We start from the raw sequence: 20210 nt of genomic DNA, 5'->3' as shown, positions 1-20210 counted from the left end.
ATGTCTATTTGCCCGTGAGTGTTATGGAAGAGCGCTCGGATTTTGAGATCGGTGGGGTCCATGTCGCCAGGGGCGAGTCCTGCCATATTGATCTGCCCGTTGTGCGGCTTTACACAAGCACAGAAATGGCAATCCCAGTTTATGTGCAGCGCGGTAAAAAAGATGGTCCCAAGATGTTCGTTTGTGCCGCCATACACGGTGACGAACTCAACGGTATTGAAGTAATAAGCCGGCTTATCCAAAGCGGCCGCTTGAAGTCATTGCGCGGGACCCTGGTTGCAGTTCCAATGGTTAATGTTTACGGGGTACTGCAGCACACTCGCTATCTACCTGACAGGCGCGACCTAAACCGCTCATTCCCAGGGTCGGCAAAGGGGTCTCTCGCCGCACGTATGGCTCACGTCTTCCTCAAGGAGATTGTCACCAAATGCGACTATGGCATCGACTTACACACAGGAGCCGTACATCGCAGTAACCTCCCCCAAATTCGCGCTAACTTGGACGATGAGCAAACCCGAAAACTCGCCAAGGCCTTTGGTGTTCCCGTGCTACTCAACGCTTCTATTCGCGATGGATCCCTGCGCCAAGCAGCCGCGGATCTCGGGGTAAGAGTATTACTGTATGAAGCTGGTGAAGCCCTGCGCTTTGATGAACTCAGTATCCGCGCCGGTGTTAAAGGTGTGATCAATGTGATGAAACACCTGGAGATGTTGCCGCAAACCCGAAAGACAAATGTGATAGAGCCATGTGTTGCTCGACGCAGCGGTTGGCTTCGCGCGGGGGATAGCGGCATCGCCAATCATCTTAAGGCACTCGGGGATCAGGTCTACCGGGGCGACCTGCTGGCGACCATTGCAGATCCATACGGCCAGGAACTGGACCAGCTGATCTGCAATGAGGATGGAATCATTATTGGGCGACAGAATATCCCCCTGGTTCAGGAAGGCGAGGCGATGTACCACATCGCCTATTTCCGTGAACCCGAGGGTGTTGTCGAGAACCTGGAGCTACTCCAGGATACGCTCCTACCGGATGAGAACTTTTAGGGAGTCCCTATTGTTTCTTCAACAACTCCAGGACTTCCTTGCTCGGGTAGCCCTGAACTTCAACGCCGGCACTCTTTTCAAATTCACTCACCGCTTTGCGGGTACCCGGACCTGCCTTGCCATCAATTTCTCCGGTGTAAAACCCTTTCTGTTTGAGCAACTTCTGCAACTCTTCCACTTGAACACTATCCAGTAGAGTAAATGGACGCTTCCAATCATTTACCAAAGGCGCACCGCCGCCAATCCGATCTGCCAGCAGGCCTATAGCTATCGCATAGCGATCTGAATTGTTGTAACGCTTGAGGACAAAGAAGTTCTTGAACACTAAAAATGCCGGGCCATTGCGGCCGTCTGGTAACTTTAATTCGGCAATGGCTTTCTTGTTGGGAAAGGGCTCACCATTAGCTCGTGTGACACCAAGCTTTTCCCATTCGGCTACCGACATCTTTCCCGCGGGCATTTTACGAGCGGGAATATTGACCTCATAGCCCCAGGGTTTTCCTCGCTGCCAACCGTTACTGGATAACAGGTTGGCGGCAGTCGCGAGCGCATCCGGAATGGAGTTCCAGATATCCCGTTTACCATCACCATCGATATCCACCGCATAGGCTTGATAACTGGTGGGAATAAATTGGGTATGCCCCATAGCTCCAGCCCATGAGCCCAGCAAGTGCTCACCCTCGATATCTCCTGCCTGCAATATTTTTAGCGCGGCCAGCAGTTGCTGACGGCCAAACTTTTTACGCTGGGGATCCGCATAGGCGAGTGTTGCCAGTGAGCGAATGACACTGCGCATTACCTTGTCATTACCGAGGATGCCGCCAAAACTGGATTCCACAGACCAGATCGCAAGCAGGATATTGGGGTCCACCCCAAAACGCTTCTGGATCTTGTCCAACCAGGGCTTCATTTTTTCTTTTTCCCGCTTGCCTCGTTCAATCGCTCTCTTTTGCACCCGATTATCAAAGTACTGCCACACCGGTGCTTTGAATTCGGGCTGATAGGCTGCACGATCCAGAACCCATTGGTCTGGAGAAGTGATCCCTTTAAAGGCTTGGTCGTAAACCTCCGCAGAGATTCCACTCTTAATCGCGGTTTTGCGGAACTCCTTTACCCATTGTTCGAAGGCCGGATCGGCTTTCTCTTGTGCATGGGTATTGGAAGCCAGGAGAACTGCGCTTATCACGAGGATGGCAGACAGATATTGAAACCATTGCAATTTGGGCATGGAGTTACCTTCGACACAACTTTTGCTCGCTCAAGGGTAGAACGAGCCACTCTTATCCGAAAGGTGGATTGGCCGGTAACCGTTGAACTTCCCACCCACTATTAAACTGGACAGTCACATGAGAGGGAAGTTCGTGCTGCTCACCTTTAGAGTGAGCTCTGCCGCAAAACGGGAAGATTAGGGAATGACGTAAAACAGCACCGCAAAGAAGTGCAATATACCGCCCGCCAGCACAAAGAGATGCCAAATTGCATGGTGGAAGCGCAGGCTGCGCCAGAGATAAAAAGCGATTCCGCCGGTGTAGCAGAGACCACCGAGAACTAACAGCCACAAACCGCCAGTTTCCAGACTGTCCGACAGCGGCTTGATCGCAGCCACCACGACCCACCCCATCAAGGCACTGAGAGTGATGGACAGGGCTCGGATCTTCTTCAGCGGGGTGAACTGAATAATCAATCCGATCAGCGCGAGCCCCCAAATAATACCGAACAGCCACCAACCCCAAGGGCCCCTCAGGGTGACCAGGGTGAAGGGAGTATAGGTTCCAGCAATCAATAGAAAGATTGACGAGTGGTCCAGGGTCCGCAGTATCGCTTTGGCGCCGATATGGCTGACTGCGTGGTACAGCGTGGAGGCTAGGAAACAGAGTATCAGGGTGGAGGCATAGACGCTGGAGCTGACAATATGCCAGGCGTCCCCGCGCAGGGCAGCAAATCCGGTCAATACACCCAGACCGGCAATCGCCAGAAGAGCTCCAACACCATGTGTCACACTGTTGGCGATCTCTTCAGCAAAACTGTAACGACTGGCAACGGAAACGGAAGATGACATAAATTAGCCCGGTTAAATTCAGGTCATAAGCCTGCGTGTAGTGCACGACCAATAACTTGGAACAGGTCTAATAATCAGAGGCCTCACTTAAAATAGCAAGGCCATCACCAGACTGCACATTCACAACCGGGCGGTCAGGGCTTAAACGCTAGCGTTGTGAATACCCATTTCGCACAAAGCGGAAGATTCGCGAACAATGGTTTCGTTGCGATCGGGGCCTGTAGAAACAATGTCTACCGGAGCGCCCACCAGCTCTTCGATTCGAGCGATATAGGCGCGTGCATTGGCCGGCAAATCTGCTTCACGACGCACACCAAAAGTGTTCTCTGTCCAACCGGGCATAGACTCATAAACCGGCTCGACACCTTCCCAACCTGCAGCATCAAAAGGTACTGGTACTTCTTCACCAGCGCTGTTGCGGTAGCCCACACAAACCTTTACCTCCTCGAGGCCATCGAGAACATCCAGTTTGGTCAGGCACAGGCCAGAAATACTGTTGATTCGGATCGCGTGGCGCACAGCAACAGCGTCAAACCAACCGGTGCGGCGCTGGCGGCCAGTGGTAGCGCCAAACTCGTGACCTTTTTCACCCAGGTGACGACCAACTTCGCAGTCCAGCTCAGTTGGGAAAGGACCACCGCCAACGCGGGTGGTGTAGGCCTTGGTAATGCCCAATACATAATCCAGGTACAGAGGACCAAAACCAGAACCAGTAGCGGTACCGCCAGCAGTGGTATTAGAGGAAGTTACGAACGGGTAGGTACCGTGGTCAATATCCAGCAGGGAACCCTGGGCGCCTTCGAACAGGATATGCTCTCCGCTCTCGCGCGCTTTGTGCAGGTGATCGGCAACGTCGGTGATCATCGGCACCAGTTGCTCGCGCCAGATTTTGGCCTGCTCAACGGTGTCCTCATAACTGACCGGATCAACTTTATAGTATTCGGTCAGAGCGAAGTTGTGGTAATCAATCAGCTCTTTCAGCTGGTGGCAGAAGTTATCCCAGTTGCACAGATCACCCAGGCGAAGACCGCGACGAGCAACTTTATCTTCGTAAGCGGGACCAATACCGCGACCTGTAGTACCGATCGCTTTGGCGCCGCGTGCTTTTTCACGGGCCTGGTCGAGGGCAACATGCACAGGCAAGATCAGCGGACACGCCGGGGAAAGACGCAGGCGCTCGCGCACAGGAACTTCGCGCTCTTCCAGCTCAGCCATCTCTTTCAGCAGCGCCTCCGGGGAGAGCACCACACCATTGCCGATCAAGCAGGTTACGCTGGGGCGCAGGATACCGGAGGGAATCAGGTGCAGTACGGTTTTTTCGCCATCGATAACCAGCGTGTGGCCCGCATTGTGACCACCCTGGAAACGCACTACCAGCGAGACCTTCTCGGTTAGCAAATCGACAATCTTGCCCTTGCCCTCATCGCCCCACTGGGTACCCAGTACTACTACGTTCTTGCCCATCTGTATAAATCTCTAAACTCAGGTTTTTCTCTGCGGGAGCCGGGGCCCCACATAAATGGATGTCTGCGGGTAGGCCCGCGCGATAATAGGCACATCCACTGCGCCCGAAAAATCAGTCTCGTGGTTTTACTACCCACGAATCACCCTCAGCAACCAACTCGCGGTCACAGCGGGAATCCAGTTCACTATCGGCACCACCAGCGAGGGCTGTGATGACCACTTCGCCTTGAGCCCGCAGCTCGTGAATCGCCTTCCACAGTTCAGCGCCCTGGGAGCCTCTGACATCTGGCGCCAATATCGCAGCGCCCTCTTCAACAGCGGCGCTGCCCAGATTACTCAATGCCACCAGGTCACTACTGAAGCCTGTTGCTGGGCGATCGCGCCCAAACACGGCTCCGATACCGTTGTAACGTCCGCCATTGGCCAATGCCTGGCCGTGGCCCGGTGTATAGGCGGCGAATACCAGACCGGTTTCATAGTCGTAGCCGCGTACTTCACTCAAATCGAAGAACAGTGTCACCTCTGGATAGCGTTCATTCAGAGCCTCAGCTACCTGCCTCAAATCGGAGACTGCCGCCAGCAAATTTTGCGGGGCTCCAGAAAAGAGTTCGCGGGCCTTATCCAGGCATTCCCGTCCCCCAACCAGCCCCGGGAGCGCCTTCAGCCACTCGGCAGCCTTCTGGTCGCCAACATTCTCCTCGACCCACTCGCACAGATCAGCAGTCGCCTTGCTCTGCAACATAGCCAACAGGGCGCTGCGCTGCTCGTCATTGAGGCCCGCCGCTTCAACCAGACTCTGGTAAATCGCGACGTGGCCCAGGTCCAGGTGCACTTGGCTGACACCCGCTACCTGAAGGCTTTGCAGCATCAGCGAGATCACCTCAAGGTCTGCACCGAGGTTGTCCACACCAAACAGTTCGGCACCAACCTGTATCGGCGCTCGCGAACCCATCGGGGTTCGCGGCTTGGTGTACACCACCTGACCGGCATAGCAGAGGCGGTTGGCGCCTCTGCGGGGAAAGCTGTGGGCATCAATCCGAGCAGTCTGCGGAGTCATATCCGCGCGTATACCTAAAGTGCGTCCAGATATCTGGTCGGTAACCTTAAAGGTGCTCAGATCTACATCATGGCCCATCCCAATCAGGAGGGACTCGGTGAATTCCAACATCGGCGGTATCACCAACTCGTACCCCCAGCAGTGGTAGAGGTCCAGTAGTTGGCGGCGCAGAGTCTCCAATTGCACGGCATCCGCAGGCAGAATTTCTGCAATGCCATCCGGTAACATCCAGCGATCGGCTTGAGTCATGATGAAATGAATTCGTCAGCGAAGAAATTGCGGTGCCACAGCGCTTGCCACAAACGAGCCGCAGCACTTCCCACAAAAAAACCGGGCTGGGCCCGGTTTGCGTGATTTTAGCATCAAGTGCTAACAGGAAGGTAGGGTTATCGAATCTAACCCGGCGCCTATAGCACCAGTTGCCCAGTGCTACACAGCATTTTCAGCCCTACTCTCCTTTCGGGTCTTTCAGGTAGCGGAAGAATTCGCTATCTGGATCGACCAGCAGCATATCTGACTTGCTTCGGAAGGACTCCTTGTAAGCCTGCAGGCTGCGGGTAAAGCGGTAAAACTCCGGATTCTTGCTGTAGGCCGCAGCGTAAATAGCTGCCGCCTCTGCATCACCCGCACCGCGTAACTCTTCCGCCTGGCGGTAGGCCTCAGACTCAATCACCACTCTTTGGCGATTGGCATTAGCCTTGATACGCTCACTGGCCTCCTGACCCTTGGCGCGATGATCCCGCGCCTCCAGCTCACGACCAGCGCGCATACGCTGGAACACAGACTCGGAGACTTCCGGCGGCAGGTCAATCCGCTTGACGCGCACATCAATCACATGCACTCCCAGGTCATCCTGAGCCACCTTATTCAGGTTTTTAGTGATCTCCGCCATCAACTCATCGCGCTCGCCACTGACTACCTCATGCAGATCACGCACACCAAACTCGTTCCGGAGCTGATCATTGATCCGCTCCGACAGCAGGCGCACCGCATTGCGATCGTCACCACGAGTGGCGATATAAAACTTATCCACATCAGAGATTCGGTATTTGGCATACGAATCAACCATCATGAATTTGTTTTCACTGTTGAGCATACGAACGGGGCTGGAATCCACCGTCTGAATACGCGCATCAAACTTGCGCAACCTTTCCGCAAAAGGGATTTTGAAGTAGAGACCCGGCTCGGTGTAGGTGCGCACCAGCTCACCAAAGCGCAGTAGCACGGCTTTTTCAGTCTCTTTCACTACAAAGGCGCTGGAAGAAAGTACCAATACTCCAACCAGGATGACAACAATGATACCCAGTGTTTTGTTATTCATATCATCCCCTCCTAGCGAATAGTCTGACTGCGACGGGTGCTGGCGTCATCCCGACGAAGGCGCTCAATAACACGCTGATAGACTTCCTCAATCATTACAGGCGAGGTGTCCTGGCTTTGGGCTGCTCGCGCTGCTCCAGCGCCGCCTTGCGCCAATTTATCTAGCGGCAGGTACATCATGTTATTGCCACCCTCTACATCCACCATCACTTTGGAGGTGTTGGCCATCACATCCTGTACCGCATCCAGGTAGAGACGCTCGCGGGTAACTTCCGGGGCACGCTCATATTCAGCCAGCAGTTTCTCAAAGCGCACAGCTTCACCTCGGGCACTCTCGATGACGCGGGCTTTGTATGCCTCGGCCTCTTCGATAATGCGCTGAGCCTGACCACGGGCAACCGGGATTATCTGGTTAGCATCAGCCTGAGCTTCATTTTGCAGACGCACCTCGTCCTCACGGGCTTTAGTCACATCGTCAAACGCATCCTGCACTTCGCGCGGCGCCTTAGCATCAGTGAGGTTAACCACATCAATGCGTATACCGGTCTGGTACAGGTCCAAGTATTCCTGTAATCGCTCCTGCGTATCGGCAGATACTTGGGTCCGGTTCTGGGAAATCACACCGTTTAAAGTGAGAGAGCCCACCACGTGACGAAGGGCGCTGTCGGTGGCTTCCTGCAAGCTCTTCACCGGATCGCGAACACGCAGTACAAAAGACTCAGCATCCCCAACCTGCCACTGCACAGTGAGTACCACTTCTACGATATTGGCGTCTTCGGTCAGCATCTGACCGGTAGTGCGCTCGGTACGCACCTCAGTCATATTGACCTTGGTGACGTTATCGATAAGCGGCGGATTCCAGTGCAGGCCGGCAGATTCCGTGGAGTGGTATTTGCCCAGGCGCAAAACAACCGCCTGTTCGTTGGCGTTGACCTGGTAAATCCCCAGGCCGCCATAAATCAATACGGCGAGACCAATAACCAGTACCCAGGGAAATTTGACAGAGTCGCCACTTGGGCTGCCGCTGCCACCACCACCAAACAGGCCACCTAGTTTCTGCTGAATTTTTCGCAGTAGTTCATCGAGATCGGGCGGGCCTCCGTTATTGCGGTTACCGCCACCACCCCAGGGGTCTTTATTGTTACCACCCGGCTCATTCCAGGCCATTTAACTTACTCCAACTATGATCACTTAATCTTTTACTTCGGCGGATTCTAGCATCCATTGCCGACAAAATATTGCCGACAGGCCCTAGCCTGAGGCAAGTGGGCAGTCTGCGGAGACCAACCCCGAACAAATTCGACTAAAGGTCGCAATATGACCTGAATTTTAAAATCAATGTTTATACGACAACTACTCAGCAATGGGTTCTTCCAAAACCCATTCCGGCGCGTCATTGCCAGCAATATGTGGCGCCAGCAGACGCTGGAAATCACTACGCGGCAATAATATTTGCAATTCGCAGTCACCATTGTCGCGGTAGACTTCCGACTGCACCGCATTAATTTCAAATAGCTGCGCTCGCAGCCTGGACTGATGAGGCTTCACTACCAGTTGCCCGCGCACCATTTGCTCGCCCAGGCGCTCGGCAATAGCCTCAATCAAAAGTTCACAACCCGCACCTGTTACCGCAGAGAGCCAAACTGCCCGGGGTACACCCTGATCATCCCGGTCTATACGCGGTTCAAAATCTGCCAGCAGATCAATTTTGTTATAAACCACCAGTTGCGGCAGTTCCGAAGCATCAATTTCTTCCAGAACCGTTTGCACCTCTTCCATCAGGTGTAACCGATCATCTGCCGCGGCATCCACCACATGTAGAAGCAACGTCGCACTGGCGGCCTCTTCCAGGGTTGCCCGGAATGCCTCTACCAGTTTATGCGGCAAGTGGGAAACAAATCCCACCGTATCAGCCAATACCATGGCGCCAACATTGGGTAATTCAACCCTGCGCATGGTCGGGTCGAGGGTGGCAAACAATTGGTCCCTGACATAGACATCTGCATCGGTCAGGCGATTAAACAGGGTCGACTTGCCCGCGTTGGTGTAGCCAACCAGAGATACTGTGGCCATTTCTGCCCGGGAGCGCGCGCGGCGCCCCTGCTCCCGCTGGCGGCGTACCTTTTCCAGCCGCTTCTCGATGGAGTCTATGCGCGCGCGCAGCAGTCGCCGGTCTGTCTCCAACTGGGTTTCACCGGGTCCACGTAGGCCGATACCACCCTTTTGCCTCTCCAGGTGGGTCCAGCCTCGCACCAGCCGCGTTGCCATATGGCGCAGCTGGGCCAATTCCACCTGAAGCTTACCCTCGTGAGTTCGCGCACGCTGGGCAAAAATATCCAGAATAAGTCCTGTGCGATCCAGCACCCGGCACTTTAATTCGCGCTCAATATTGCGCTCCTGGCTCGGAGACAGGATGTGATCAAAGATAACCAGGGCGGCTTCCTGATCTTTGACCACCTGGCGAATCTCCTCCAATTTACCTCGGCCAACAAAGGTCTTTGGGTCTGGAGTGGCGCGCTGGCCAAAAATAAAACTGACAGGATCTGCTCCGGCAGATAGGGCCAACTCCTCAAATTCACGAGGGTCGTCGGGACTGTCGATGGCGGAGAGTTCTAGGTGTACCAGTACTGCGAGCTCACCGGATTCCGGTCGATCGAAAAACAATGGGAATTCTCTATTGCGAAAAGGGCGCGATAAGCCCTGACTGAGGTGACAACCGGCAAGCCCTGCAAGGGGCTCACCGAGCTGCTGGCGCCCCGGCAAAACGGGGTGCAGGTGAAATTGATACGGATCTTTTAGCTAAAGGATTCGCGCTCACCGCCTTCACCATTACCCTCGCCGCCGTGCTGGGCTGCGGGATTCAATAGCGGTACGCGCACTGCACGCGACGGAACAACCGTAGAAATGGCGTGCTTATACACCATTTGGCTCACAGTATTTTTGAGTAACACCACGAACTGGTCGAAGGATTCAATTTGCCCTTGGAGCTTGATGCCGTTTACCAGATAGATAGAAACCGGAATACGCTCTTTGCGCAATACGTTGAGGTAAGGGTCTTGTAAGCTGTGCCCTTTTGACATCTTTTTTCTCCTTGTCAAAAAGCTGAATGCGGTATGCAGGCCGCAATCGCACCCGCGAAGAGCGCGGATCAAAAAACGACTGAGGTTGAATACGCGTATAAGTAGTGTAGTAGCGAGCCGGAAAAGGCCGGACTCTGTGAAAACTGACTGAACGGGCTTGTCGTTTAATAGCCCAACCACGTTATGGATGCTTAAGCGAGAAATTTCAAGGCTTCTGCCAATATTTCGTCATTCTCACGCACCCCACCTTGCTCATCCTGAGTGTACAAAGTTAGCAGGTCTGGCCAGCGCCGCAGCCAGGTTAACTGGCGCTTGGCAAGCTGCCTCGTCGCCGCAATTCCAGCGGCCACCATATCATCGTAATCGGTTTGGCCTTGCAAATGTTGCCAAACTTGTCGATATCCCACCGCGCGAATTGCCGGTAAGTCCTCGTGCAGGTCTCCTCGGTCCAGCAGACCCTGGACTTCATCAATAAAGCCCGCTGTGAGCATCTTGCGAAAACGCAGTTCAATTCGCTGGTGAAGCAGGGAGCGATCGCGGGGCATAATGGCCATCTGGCACACCTGGTACTGCTCCTGTATTCCCCCAGCTTCCTGCTCGCGACGCAACTGCGAGAGCGGAACACCGGTGAGGCGGTAAACTTCCAGTCCCCTTTCGATACGCACCGAATGGTTGGGATGTAGCTCTGCCGCCAACTGCGGGTCCACCTGGGCCAGCTCTGCATGCAATGCAGGCCACCCTTCACGCTCTGCGCGAGCTTCTATTTCTGCTCTCACCGCTGCGTCCGCCTCAGGCAATTTTGCCATACCTTCCAACAGAGCACGGAAATACAACATAGTTCCGCCAACCAGTAATGGCACTTTACCAGCAGCGGTAATTTCTGCCATAGCTTCCAGCGCATCTTTGCGGAAGCGGCCTGCCGAATAAGACTCGGATGGGTCGCAGATATCGATCAAACAGTGAGGGTAAGCAGCTAGTTCTTCCACTGAGGGCTTGGCCGAGCCGATATCAAGGCCTCGATATACGAGAGCAGAATCAACACTAATTAATTCCACCGGCAAACGATCGGCGAGCGCCATGGCCAGATCCGTTTTGCCGGAGGCCGTTGGACCCATCAAGAAAATTACACGGGGCTTATCACCCGGCAAGCTGTTATTCAAACTACCACCCACTTCTGCCGCGTACCTATTGGCCGCGCATAAACCACTTATCCATATCTGCCAGTTTAACCTGGGTCCAGGTCGGGCGACCGTGATTGCACTGGCCACTGCGCTCCGTGCGCTCCATATCCCGCAGCAGAGCATTCATTTCCGGGATTGTCAGACGTCGGTTTGCGCGAACAGAACCGTGACAAGCCATTGTCCCCAGCACTTCGTTGATGCGCTCACCAATACGGGCGCTGTCGCCTTCGCCGAGCAGGTCCGAGAGTACATCGCGCACAAGCTGTTCCACTTCCGCGCCGTGCAGCATTGTGGGTACCTGGCGCACCAGTAAGGTCTCCGGACCGGCCCGCTGCAATACGAAACCAAGCGCGGTAAACACCTCGCTGCGCTCCTCGAAGCAGTCCGCTTCCCGCTGACTGACAGCCAGACTCACTGGAACCAGGAGGGGCTGAGCCTGAATTCCACCGGCCGCATAAGCCACTTTCATCTGCTCATAGACAATGCGCTCATGGGCAGCGTGCATATCGACAACAACCATCCCGTGCTCGTTTTGCGCGAGAATATAGATTCCATGCAACTGCGCCAGAGCAAAGCCCAGCGGCGGCACTTCTGATTCGCCTTCAATGCCCGCACTGGCCCCTATGGTCGTCCCGGAAGATGCTTGGGGCACGGGCACTGGCCGGCTGCTAGGGGCGCCCCGCGGCTGTTGTGTCGCCGGGGATGAGTCCTGATACGGTTGGTGCAGAGCGCCATAAGCGTTCATCTGCTCGCGCAGATTTGAGGGCGAGGGGCGATTGCTGAGTGGCATTTTATGCTGCCCGGCAAATTCACCGGCCTGTAAACCCGTGACCTGTTCCTGGCGCTCCTGCTCCGGCTCGCTTTCTGTTTCCTCTTTCTGCCCCGGACGCACATCCGCCAGGGCCCGGTGCAAACTGCCAAACAGGAAGTCATGCACCAGGCGACTATCGCGAAAACGCACTTCGTGTTTGGTCGGGTGCACATTCACATCGACGGAAGCCGGGTCCAGCTCCAGATAAAGTACAAATGCCGGATGGCGACCATGGTACAAAACATCGGCGAACGCCCGGCGCACCGCGTGGCTGACCACCTTGTCGCGAATAGCCCGGCCATTGACATAAAAGAATTGTAAGTCGGCCTGGGAGCGCGAGAATGCGGGTTCCGCAACCCACCCCCACAGGCGCAGGCCGCTGCGCTCCACATCGATATGCAGCGCATTCTGCATAAACGCCGGCCCACACACCTGGGCGACACGGCGCTCCATTTCCACCCGCCCGGTGCCCGCACGCAGATTATGCACACCCTTGCCGTTGTGGCGCAGGCTGATAGAGACATCAAATCGGGACAGCGCCAAGCGCTTAATCGTCTCGTCAATGCGATTGAATTCTGTTTTTTCTGTGCGCAGGAATTTCCGCCGAGCGGGCGTATTGAAGAACAGATCGCGCACATCCACAGTGGTGCCACGGGGGTGAGCCGAGGGCGCGAGCTGCGCCTGCATGTCGCGGCCCTCCGCACTTACCTGCCAACCCTTGCCACTTTCATCGCGGCTGCTGGTCAATGCCAGGCGCGCCACCGAGGAAATACTGGCGAGGGCCTCACCGCGAAAGCCCAGGGTGGCCACCGCCTCCAGATCTTCCAATGCATGAATCTTGGAAGTCGCGTGGCGGGCCAGGGCCATTGGCAGGTCTTCCCGCTCTATGCCCTTGCCGTTATCGCGCACTTTCATGCGCTTGCTACCACCGCCGTCCACATCGACCTCTAGCCGTGTAGCGCCCGCATCCAGGCTGTTTTCCAGCAACTCCTTGATTACTGATGCTGGGCGCTCAACTACCTCACCAGCTGCAATCTGGTTGGCGAGGCGGGGAGAGAGTTGCTGGATTTTATCGTGCATGAATCTGGCCTGTTAATGCTGCAAGGACCGCTCGACACTGAGGTCTCAGCCGGAAGGAATACTCAGGGTCTGCCCCACTCGAATCACGGAGTTCTTGATGCCATTCGCTCTCATCAGGGCGGCGACGGAGATATTATATCGCGCCGCGATACCCGAAAGGGTCTCCCCGCGAGCGATAACGTGGTTGCGAGACTTATCGCTCTGGTTGGCGGCGAGCCAGGTATCCGCCGGGGGGCGGCTCTTAAAGTGCGCCACTATACCGTCACTGAGCTTTTGCGCCAGCTTGCGCTGGAAACTGGGATCGCGCAGGCGTTTCGCTTCCTGGGGATTGGTAATAAAACCCGTCTCCACCAAAATTGAAGGCACATCCGGCGAACGCAGCACCGAGAAATTGGCCTGCTCCACCTGTTTTTTGTGCAGGTGAGTGACGGTGCCAATCTGTGACAGCACACTGGCGCCGATATCCAGGCTGGCATTCATGGTGGCAGTCATAGAGAGGTCGAGCAATACGCCGGCAAGGGTGTCATCCTTATCGCCTAGGCTCAAACTGCCGGCACCACCGATAAGATCGGACTCGTTTTCCCTCGCGGCCAAAAAGCGGGCGGTTTCACTGGTTGCGCCCCGGGAGGAGACCGCATAAACCCCGGCGCCACGGGCATCTTTACGGGTAAAGGCATCGGCGTGGATCGACACAAAAAGGTCCGCACGCATATTGCGCCCAATTTTTACCCGTTCCCGCAAAGGAATATAGTAATCCCCTGTACGCACCAGTTTGGCGGTAAAGCCCTTCTCACCGTTTATCTTTTTGTGCAGCTGTTTGGCAATCGCCAGCACCACATCCTTTTCCCGCAAGCGACCGGGACCGGAAGCCCCGGGGTCTTCCCCGCCGTGCCCTGCATCAATAGCGACAATGATATTGCGTTCACTACTGACCTGCTCCAGCGTCTTCTCGCTGCCTTTAACCTCGTCATAAAGGTCGATCACCAATCGATCCGGCAGGTTTTCATGGCGCCGCAAAGCAAAGCTGCGCGGATTGGCCTGCTGCTTTAGGTCCAATACAACCCGTAGATCTTTTTTATTCTGACGGGCATGGCGCACCCGGGCGATCGGCGTCTTGTCCAGATCCAACTTGTCCAGCTCAGCCTTCAACTCGGTATCAGAGAGGTCGACAACCACCCGGTGGGGGTCCTTGAGGGTAAATAACTTGTGCTCTGCCGGGTCGCTTAAATCAAAAACCAGACGCGTATGGTCGGGTGCTCTCCAGACGCGCACACCTTCCACTTGCGTCGCAGAAGCCGGCAGGAAAACTGCCAACCACAGCGCGACAACTAACAGAGACCGCCACATAAAACTCATTACTTCCCAGCCCCTTTGCTTATTGGTATCAGTATTTCCCTGTGTTCAGGCGTTTTCAGGATGCTCGCAGCAGCTTTTGCAGCAGGTCTATTACGCGCTCACCCTCGGACGAGTGCGCAATTAACCTGAGCTGGCGACCACTTTCCGGTACTTCCAACTCAACTTCCAAGTCTGGATCGGGCAATATGCCCTCGCCCCGCTCGGGCCACTCTACAAGACTCAAACTCTGCGCAGAGAAATAATCCCGCACCCCCATAAACTCCAACTCTTCCGGGTCACCCAGACGATAGAGGTCGAAGTGGTAAACCCGGTGAGCCTCGAGTTCGTAGGGTTCCACCAGGGTGTAAGTGGGGCTCTTTACCGCACCCTCGTGCCCAAAGGCCCTCAGTACCCCCCGACAGAAAGTTGTCTTTCCCGCACCCAGCTGGCCATTTAAATACAGCGTCAGCCCCTGTTGCAGGCCCGCCGCGAGACAGGCCTGCCCGAGCGAGTTGCCGCCGGATACGGTGGCTGCTTCATCAGCCAAATGTAATTTCAATTCACTCGCCATCAATCTACCAAACGTCTAATCCAGGGCAATAAGTCCGTAGCGAGTAATCCCCGCATACCCTCTTCGGCAGCGCGATTACCCGCCTCTCCGTGTAACCACACCGCCAGTCGGGCAGCCTCCACCAGCGGCAAGTGCTGGCCAATCAATGCTGCAACAATACCGGTGAGGAGGTCTCCCATACCACCGGAAGCCATGCCCGGGTTACCGCTGTTGATCAGGTCAACACCACCATCATGTGCAATCAGGGTGCCGGCGCCTTTTAATATCACCACGCCACTGAATTTTTGCTGAACTGCAATAGCAGCTGCGCGCGGATCGGCGAGCACCTCGGCGGTATCACAACCCAGGAGGCGGGCGGCCTCCCCCACATGTGGGGTCAACACCCAGTCATCCCGCCGGACCCCGGCCAGAACCCGGCCCTCGGCGAGAATATTCAATGCATCGGCATCTACGACCAAGGGCGCCTCAGCTCGGCCGGCTCGCGCCAGCAGCTGCTCACTCCAGGGGGAGCGTCCCAAACCGGGGCCCACTGCAATTACGCTGGGGCCTTCGAGCAGCGGTTCCAGCTCCTGCCCGGAAATCACCGGATGGGCCATCACTTCTGGACTGCGAGTTAACGCTGCGGACAAATGCTCAGGGCGGGTCGCCAGGGAAATCAGCCCGGCTCCACAGCGCGCTGAGGATTGCGCAGCCATCAATGCAGCACCGCCAAATCCGGTATCACCGCCGACAACCAAAATATGGCCAAACTGGTTTTTAAAGCTATCGGCAGCACGCGCTGGCAGGCGACGGATGGCATCAGCCTCGTAACGCATAGCCAAAGGCTCAACTGCTCGGTAGGCAGCCTCAGGTGCCCCCAAGCCTTCGAAAATTACCTCTCCGCAGAGCGCCGGGCCGCGACCGCAATAGAGCCCCATTTTGCGACCGATAAAAGTCACTGTCATATCGGCACTGACCGCCTCGCCGGCACTGCCGGTTTCGGCACTCAGACCGGAGGGGATATCCACCGCCAACACCGGGCCGGGGCTTTTGCGGATTCGCTCAACCGCATGCGCCACGCCGGAGCGCAGCTCACCGCTAAAGCCCGTTCCCAGCAATGCATCCACAATCAGTGTATTGGCGTCTGCCGTATCCAACTCTGCGAGAGAGTTCACCACCTGGACACCTTCCCGGCAGGCGTACTCATAGGCCTCCCGGGCATCGCCACTCAGGTGCTGAGGATCGGTACACGCATAGACGGTGACCGGGATTTTCTTTTGCGCGGCGAGGGCGGCAATCACATAGCCATCCCCACCGTTGTTCCCACCACCGCAGAAAACCTGGAGGCGGCCGATCTCCGGCCAGTGCCTGCGTAGATGTGAAAAAGCCGCGCGACCGGCGCGCTTCATCAGTTGAATGGAGGGGATTTCCAGTGCAGCAATCGTCTGTCGATCCAGCTCACGTACCGACTCGGCACTGTATAGAGGTTGAGGCGTGTCCATGCAGCTCCCGCGATGTGGTCAAGAATTCATCTGTGGCAAAATAGGCAATTACATCGCCATCGTTTGCGCCAACCGCAAAGTATACCGCCCCGGCCAGGCATTGTGCTTGCAGGGAATATCGAGCCGCTTTATCTATGACCGAATCACTGCTCGCCGACTTAGCCCAACAGATCAAAATTTGGGGCAGAGAACTGGGCTTCCAACAAGTGGGTATTACCGATTGCCAGCTGGAGGAGGAAGGGGAACGCCTGCGCGCCTGGATTGATGCGGGCTATCACGCTGACATGGACTGGATGGGCGCTCACGGTGAGAAACGCTGGCGCCCCGAATTATTGGAGCCGGGAACACTGCGGGTAATCAGCGTGCGTCTGGACTACCTGCCGCCGGACACCCAGCCGATTAAAGTGTTGAAGGATTCGAGTAAGGCCTATGTATCCCGCTATGCGAATGGCCGCGATTACCATAAGTTGATCCGCAAACGCCTGGCCAATCTATCAAAGCAAATTGATACCTATTGCGCCGAGCGGGGCATTGAATCGAAAGGTCGGGCTTTTACCGACAGCGCCCCGGTAATGGAGAAGGCCCTGGCAGCCAAGGCCGGCCTGGGCTGGATTGGTAAAAATACGCTGGTACTGAATTCGACCGCCGGCTCTTACTTTTTCCTCGGCGAAATCTACACCAACTTGCCACTCCCCATAGATATCAGCGAGGAGCATGATCAGTGTGGCGACTGTGTCGCCTGCCTCAGGGTTTGCCCCACCGATGCCTTTATCGATGACCGCACCCTGGATGCACGGCGCTGCATCTCCTACCTCACTATTGAAAACAAAGGCCCAATCCCTGAGGAATTTCGCGAGCCCATCGGCAACCGAATATACGGCTGCGACGACTGCCAAATAGTGTGCCCCTGGAATAAGTTCGCCAAGCCCACCAAGGAAAAAGATTTTCATCCCCGACACGGACTGGACAATGGTGAGCTACTGAAGTTGTTTACCTGGAGCGAAGAGGAGTTCCTACGCAAGACTGAGGGTTCGGCGATTCGCCGAATCGGCCACGAGCGCTGGCTGCGCAACCTGGCTGTTGCCTTAGGCAATGGGGAGGCCACGCCCGAAGTCATCAATACCCTGGAGAGTGCGCGCGCCGACGCCACGCCCCTGGTGCTAGAGCATATCGATTGGGCGCTGGAGCGGCTGCGCAGCGGGCGCAGGCGCAGGCGCAAGCGTAAAATCAAACGCAAGCCCGCTGGCTAATCGAGAGTGGGGGTCAGAGGCGGAAAAAAGTCTCGCGGTAGTGGCGCAATTCCTCAATAGAATCGCGGATATCGTCGAGCGCCAAATGGCTGCTGTGTTTTTTTACTCCATCCAAAACCTCTGGGCGCCAGCGACGAGCCAATTCCTTCACCGAGCTGACATCCAGATTGCGGTAGTGGAAATAGGATTCCAACTCCGGCATATATTTCACCAGGAAGCGGCGATCCTGGCCAATAGAGTTGCCACACATGGGAGATGCTCCTTCAGGGACCCACTGTCGTAAGAACTCCAGGGTCTCCCTTTCCGCGTCCCTTTCGGAAATGCTGGACTCTTTAACCCGCGTTACCAACCCGGAACCTCCGTGCTGTTCGGTATTCCATTCATCCATTGCATCTAGCAAGGCATCGCTCTGGTGGATAACCATTGAGGGACCCTCAGCGAGAATATCCAGGCGTGAATCCGTCACGATTGTGGCAATTTCAATAATGCGCTCTTTGTCCGGATTCAGGCCTGTCATCTCCAGGTCAATCCAGATCAGGTTGTTCTGATCCACAACGGGTCTCCTCAAACTTTCCGCGCAAGTTACCGCAACTACCCTGCAATAGCTATAATCCGCCGCTAGTCTCCAGGTGCTAGTGCATGAGTAAACGCAAATTAAATCGCCGCCAACAGTGGCGTATCAACAAAATCCAGCAGGAACGCGAAGCCCGCGCCCGCAAGCGCGAGCAATCTGCCGAAGAGGCCCTGGAAGAGGGGCAACTGGGGCAGGAACAGATCGGTCTGGTTATTGCCAACTATGGCACACAGGTTTTAGTGGAGAGCGAGAGTGATCCGAGCCTGCGCCAGCGCTGCCATTTGCGCGCCAATATCGAAACCCTGGTGACCGGCGATCGCGTTGCCTGGCACCCCGCCAGCGAAGACAGCGATGGGGGCATTGGTGTTATCGGCGCGCGCCTGCCGCGCAATTCCGAGCTGCAAAGACCCGATCGCTACGGCGACTTGAAAACGGTCGCCGCCAATATCGATCGCATATTGATCGTTATCGCCCCCTACCCTGAACCCTTTGCCAATGCTATAGACCGCTACCTGGTAGCCGCAGAGACCACCGGCATAGCACCAATGCTGCTGCTCAACAAAACCGACCTGATCGATGAGCGCAATCGCGATTCATTGGAGGAGCTACTCGCCCCCTACCCGGAGCTCGGCTACCCGGTTTTACGGTTATCGACCAAAACTGGCGAGGGCCTGCCGGAGCTGCTGGAAACCCTTGCGCAGGGATGTAGCGTTTTTGTAGGGCAGTCCGGGGTGGGCAAGTCATCCCTGGTCAACGCACTGCTTCCCAGTGCCGGCGCCCGCACCGGTGCCCTTTCAGAGGCCACACAGAAGGGGACTCACACCACTACAGCGGCGGAACTGTTTCACCTGCCCAGTGGGGGTGATCTGATAGACTCCCCAGGCATTCGCGAGTTTGGACTCTGGCATATGGAGGAAGCCGCCCTACTGGAAGGGTTTGTCGAATTCCGACCGTTTATAGGGCACTGCCGCTTTCGCGACTGCCGCCACCAGGGCGAACCCGGTTGCGCTATCCAGAAGGCACTGACCGATGGAAAAATTAGCGAGCGCCGTATGAATAGTTTTCTGCATTTGCGCAACAGCCTGGAATCGGAGAACAAGTTTTGAAACTGATCATCGAAGCGGATGAGCTCGCGACTCAGCTTGAGCGCGAAGAACTGCTGATTGTAGACCTCAGCTCACCCCACAATTACCTCAACGGCCATATCCCAGGGGCCGTTCACCTGCCGTTCCAGGCGCTGATGGCTGGCACCGCGCCCGCACCGGGAAAACTGCCCGGCATCGAACAGCTGACCCAGGTGTTTCAAGCTATCGGCTTAAAGCCGGAACAACATGTGGTCGCCTGTGACGACGAAGGCGGTGGTTGGGCTGGGCGCTTTTTGTGGACCCTGGAAATGATAGGCCACCGCAATTACAGCTACTTGAATGGCGGCATGTTGGCCTGGCGAGGCACCGACCTTCCTCTCACTACCGAGGCACCGGATATCGAGCCGAGTGATATTCAAATCACCGTCAACAACGCAGCTGCGATGGACGCCCAGCAAATCCAGGATCAACTGGGCAATGATGAATTCCTTGTTTGGGATGCTCGCTCACCCCAGGAATATCGCGGTGAGCGGGTCCTGGCCATGAAGGGCGGTCATATCCCGGGAGCAATAAATTGCGAGTGGACCCAATTGATGGACCCGCAAAAAGATTTGCGTATTCGTGCGGATGCCCGCGAATTCCTCGCTGCACTGGGAATTGATAGCTCACACAAGATTGTCACCCACTGCCAGAGCCATCACCGCTCCGCTTTTACCTGGTTAGTGGGCAAATCCCTGGGATTGGATATTCGCGCTTATCCAGGCTCCTGGAGTGAGTGGGGCAATTTGCCCAATACTCCGGTACAGCAGTAGATAC

General features: G+C 55.9%; 18 protein-coding genes. 4 read left to right on the top strand and 14 right to left on the bottom strand.

The window, feature by feature from the left end:
* Positions 1 to 23 precede the first annotated feature (23 nt).
* Entirely contained in the window at positions 24 to 1046 is a 1023-nt protein-coding gene (locus ACJJII_RS07690) for a succinylglutamate desuccinylase/aspartoacylase family protein (RefSeq protein WP_444919265.1), read from the top strand.
* Between the two features lie 7 nt (positions 1047 to 1053).
* Here the strand turns inward: ACJJII_RS07690 and ACJJII_RS07685 are convergent, their stop codons facing one another.
* The 13 genes from ACJJII_RS07685 to ACJJII_RS07625 all read right to left on the bottom strand — a co-directional run bounded on the left by ACJJII_RS07685 (position 1054) and on the right by ACJJII_RS07625 (position 16485).
* Complete coding sequence (locus ACJJII_RS07685; protein WP_444918820.1) at positions 1054 to 2274, bottom strand: lytic murein transglycosylase; 1221 nt, start codon at positions 2272 to 2274, stop codon at positions 1054 to 1056.
* A gap of 177 nt (positions 2275 to 2451) precedes the next feature.
* Complete coding sequence (gene trhA, locus ACJJII_RS07680) at positions 2452 to 3105, bottom strand: PAQR family membrane homeostasis protein TrhA (protein WP_282930278.1); 654 nt, start codon at positions 3103 to 3105, stop codon at positions 2452 to 2454.
* A gap of 141 nt (positions 3106 to 3246) precedes the next feature.
* Entirely contained in the window at positions 3247 to 4569 is a 1323-nt protein-coding gene (locus ACJJII_RS07675) for an adenylosuccinate synthase (RefSeq protein ID WP_444918819.1), read from the bottom strand.
* Positions 4570 to 4681: 112 nt separating this feature from the next.
* On the bottom strand, positions 4682 to 5875 hold the full coding sequence (locus tag ACJJII_RS07670; protein ID WP_413664099.1) for an ATP phosphoribosyltransferase regulatory subunit: 1194 nt from the start codon (positions 5873 to 5875) through the stop codon (positions 4682 to 4684).
* 199 nt (positions 5876 to 6074) lie between these two features.
* The gene (hflC, locus tag ACJJII_RS07665; protein ID WP_282930281.1) at positions 6075 to 6947 is read right to left on the bottom strand and encodes a protease modulator HflC; all 873 of its coding nucleotides are present in this window, start codon (positions 6945 to 6947) and stop codon (positions 6075 to 6077) included.
* An 11-nt stretch (positions 6948 to 6958) separates the two neighbouring features.
* Positions 6959 to 8113, bottom strand: coding sequence for an FtsH protease activity modulator HflK (gene hflK / locus ACJJII_RS07660; RefSeq protein ID WP_282930282.1), 1155 nt, complete (start codon positions 8111 to 8113; stop codon positions 6959 to 6961).
* Positions 8114 to 8299: 186 nt separating this feature from the next.
* Positions 8300 to 9610, bottom strand: coding sequence for a ribosome rescue GTPase HflX (gene hflX / locus ACJJII_RS07655; RefSeq protein ID WP_413664097.1), 1311 nt, complete (start codon positions 9608 to 9610; stop codon positions 8300 to 8302).
* 131 nt (positions 9611 to 9741) lie between these two features.
* On the bottom strand, positions 9742 to 10026 hold the full coding sequence (gene hfq / locus ACJJII_RS07650; protein ID WP_020413623.1) for an RNA chaperone Hfq: 285 nt from the start codon (positions 10024 to 10026) through the stop codon (positions 9742 to 9744).
* A 191-nt stretch (positions 10027 to 10217) separates the two neighbouring features.
* On the bottom strand, positions 10218 to 11141 hold the full coding sequence (gene miaA, locus ACJJII_RS07645; RefSeq protein ID WP_444919264.1) for a tRNA (adenosine(37)-N6)-dimethylallyltransferase MiaA: 924 nt from the start codon (positions 11139 to 11141) through the stop codon (positions 10218 to 10220).
* A gap of 70 nt (positions 11142 to 11211) precedes the next feature.
* Positions 11212 to 13098 (bottom strand): DNA mismatch repair endonuclease MutL, encoded by a 1887-nt coding sequence (gene mutL / locus ACJJII_RS07640; RefSeq protein ID WP_444918818.1) that lies wholly within the window; start codon positions 13096 to 13098, stop codon positions 11212 to 11214.
* A 45-nt stretch (positions 13099 to 13143) separates the two neighbouring features.
* Positions 13144 to 14454, bottom strand: coding sequence for an N-acetylmuramoyl-L-alanine amidase (locus tag ACJJII_RS07635; protein WP_413664095.1), 1311 nt, complete (start codon positions 14452 to 14454; stop codon positions 13144 to 13146).
* Between the two features lie 55 nt (positions 14455 to 14509).
* Entirely contained in the window at positions 14510 to 15004 is a 495-nt protein-coding gene (gene tsaE / locus ACJJII_RS07630; protein ID WP_444918817.1) for a tRNA (adenosine(37)-N6)-threonylcarbamoyltransferase complex ATPase subunit type 1 TsaE, read from the bottom strand.
* Positions 15004 to 16485, bottom strand: coding sequence for an NAD(P)H-hydrate dehydratase (locus tag ACJJII_RS07625; protein WP_444918816.1), 1482 nt, complete (start codon positions 16483 to 16485; stop codon positions 15004 to 15006). Before ACJJII_RS07625 ends, tsaE begins: the two co-directional genes overlap by 1 nt.
* A 134-nt stretch (positions 16486 to 16619) precedes the next feature.
* Here ACJJII_RS07625 and queG point away from each other — a divergent pair, with 134 nt between their 5' ends.
* Positions 16620 to 17735, top strand: coding sequence for a tRNA epoxyqueuosine(34) reductase QueG (gene queG, locus ACJJII_RS07620; protein ID WP_444918815.1), 1116 nt, complete (start codon positions 16620 to 16622; stop codon positions 17733 to 17735).
* Positions 17736 to 17748: 13 nt separating this feature from the next.
* Here queG and orn read toward each other — a convergent pair whose 3' ends face one another.
* Positions 17749 to 18288, bottom strand: a complete 540-nt coding sequence (orn, locus tag ACJJII_RS07615) for an oligoribonuclease (protein WP_444918814.1) — start codon at positions 18286 to 18288, stop codon at positions 17749 to 17751.
* Positions 18289 to 18374: 86 nt separating this feature from the next.
* On the opposite strand from orn, the gene rsgA reads away from it, so the two are divergent.
* Together rsgA and ACJJII_RS07605 are read left to right on the top strand one after the other, a co-directional pair.
* Complete coding sequence (rsgA, locus tag ACJJII_RS07610) at positions 18375 to 19415, top strand: small ribosomal subunit biogenesis GTPase RsgA (protein WP_444918813.1); 1041 nt, start codon at positions 18375 to 18377, stop codon at positions 19413 to 19415.
* The gene (locus ACJJII_RS07605; protein WP_444918812.1) at positions 19412 to 20206 is read left to right on the top strand and encodes a sulfurtransferase; all 795 of its coding nucleotides are present in this window, start codon (positions 19412 to 19414) and stop codon (positions 20204 to 20206) included. The genes rsgA and ACJJII_RS07605 overlap by 4 nt, the downstream gene beginning before the upstream one ends.
* The last annotated feature ends 4 nt before the right edge of the window (positions 20207 to 20210 follow it).

This window comes from Microbulbifer maximicatervae (SeqCode) (assembly GCF_052467825.1).
This window is presented reverse-complemented; position numbering and strand designations above follow the sequence as displayed.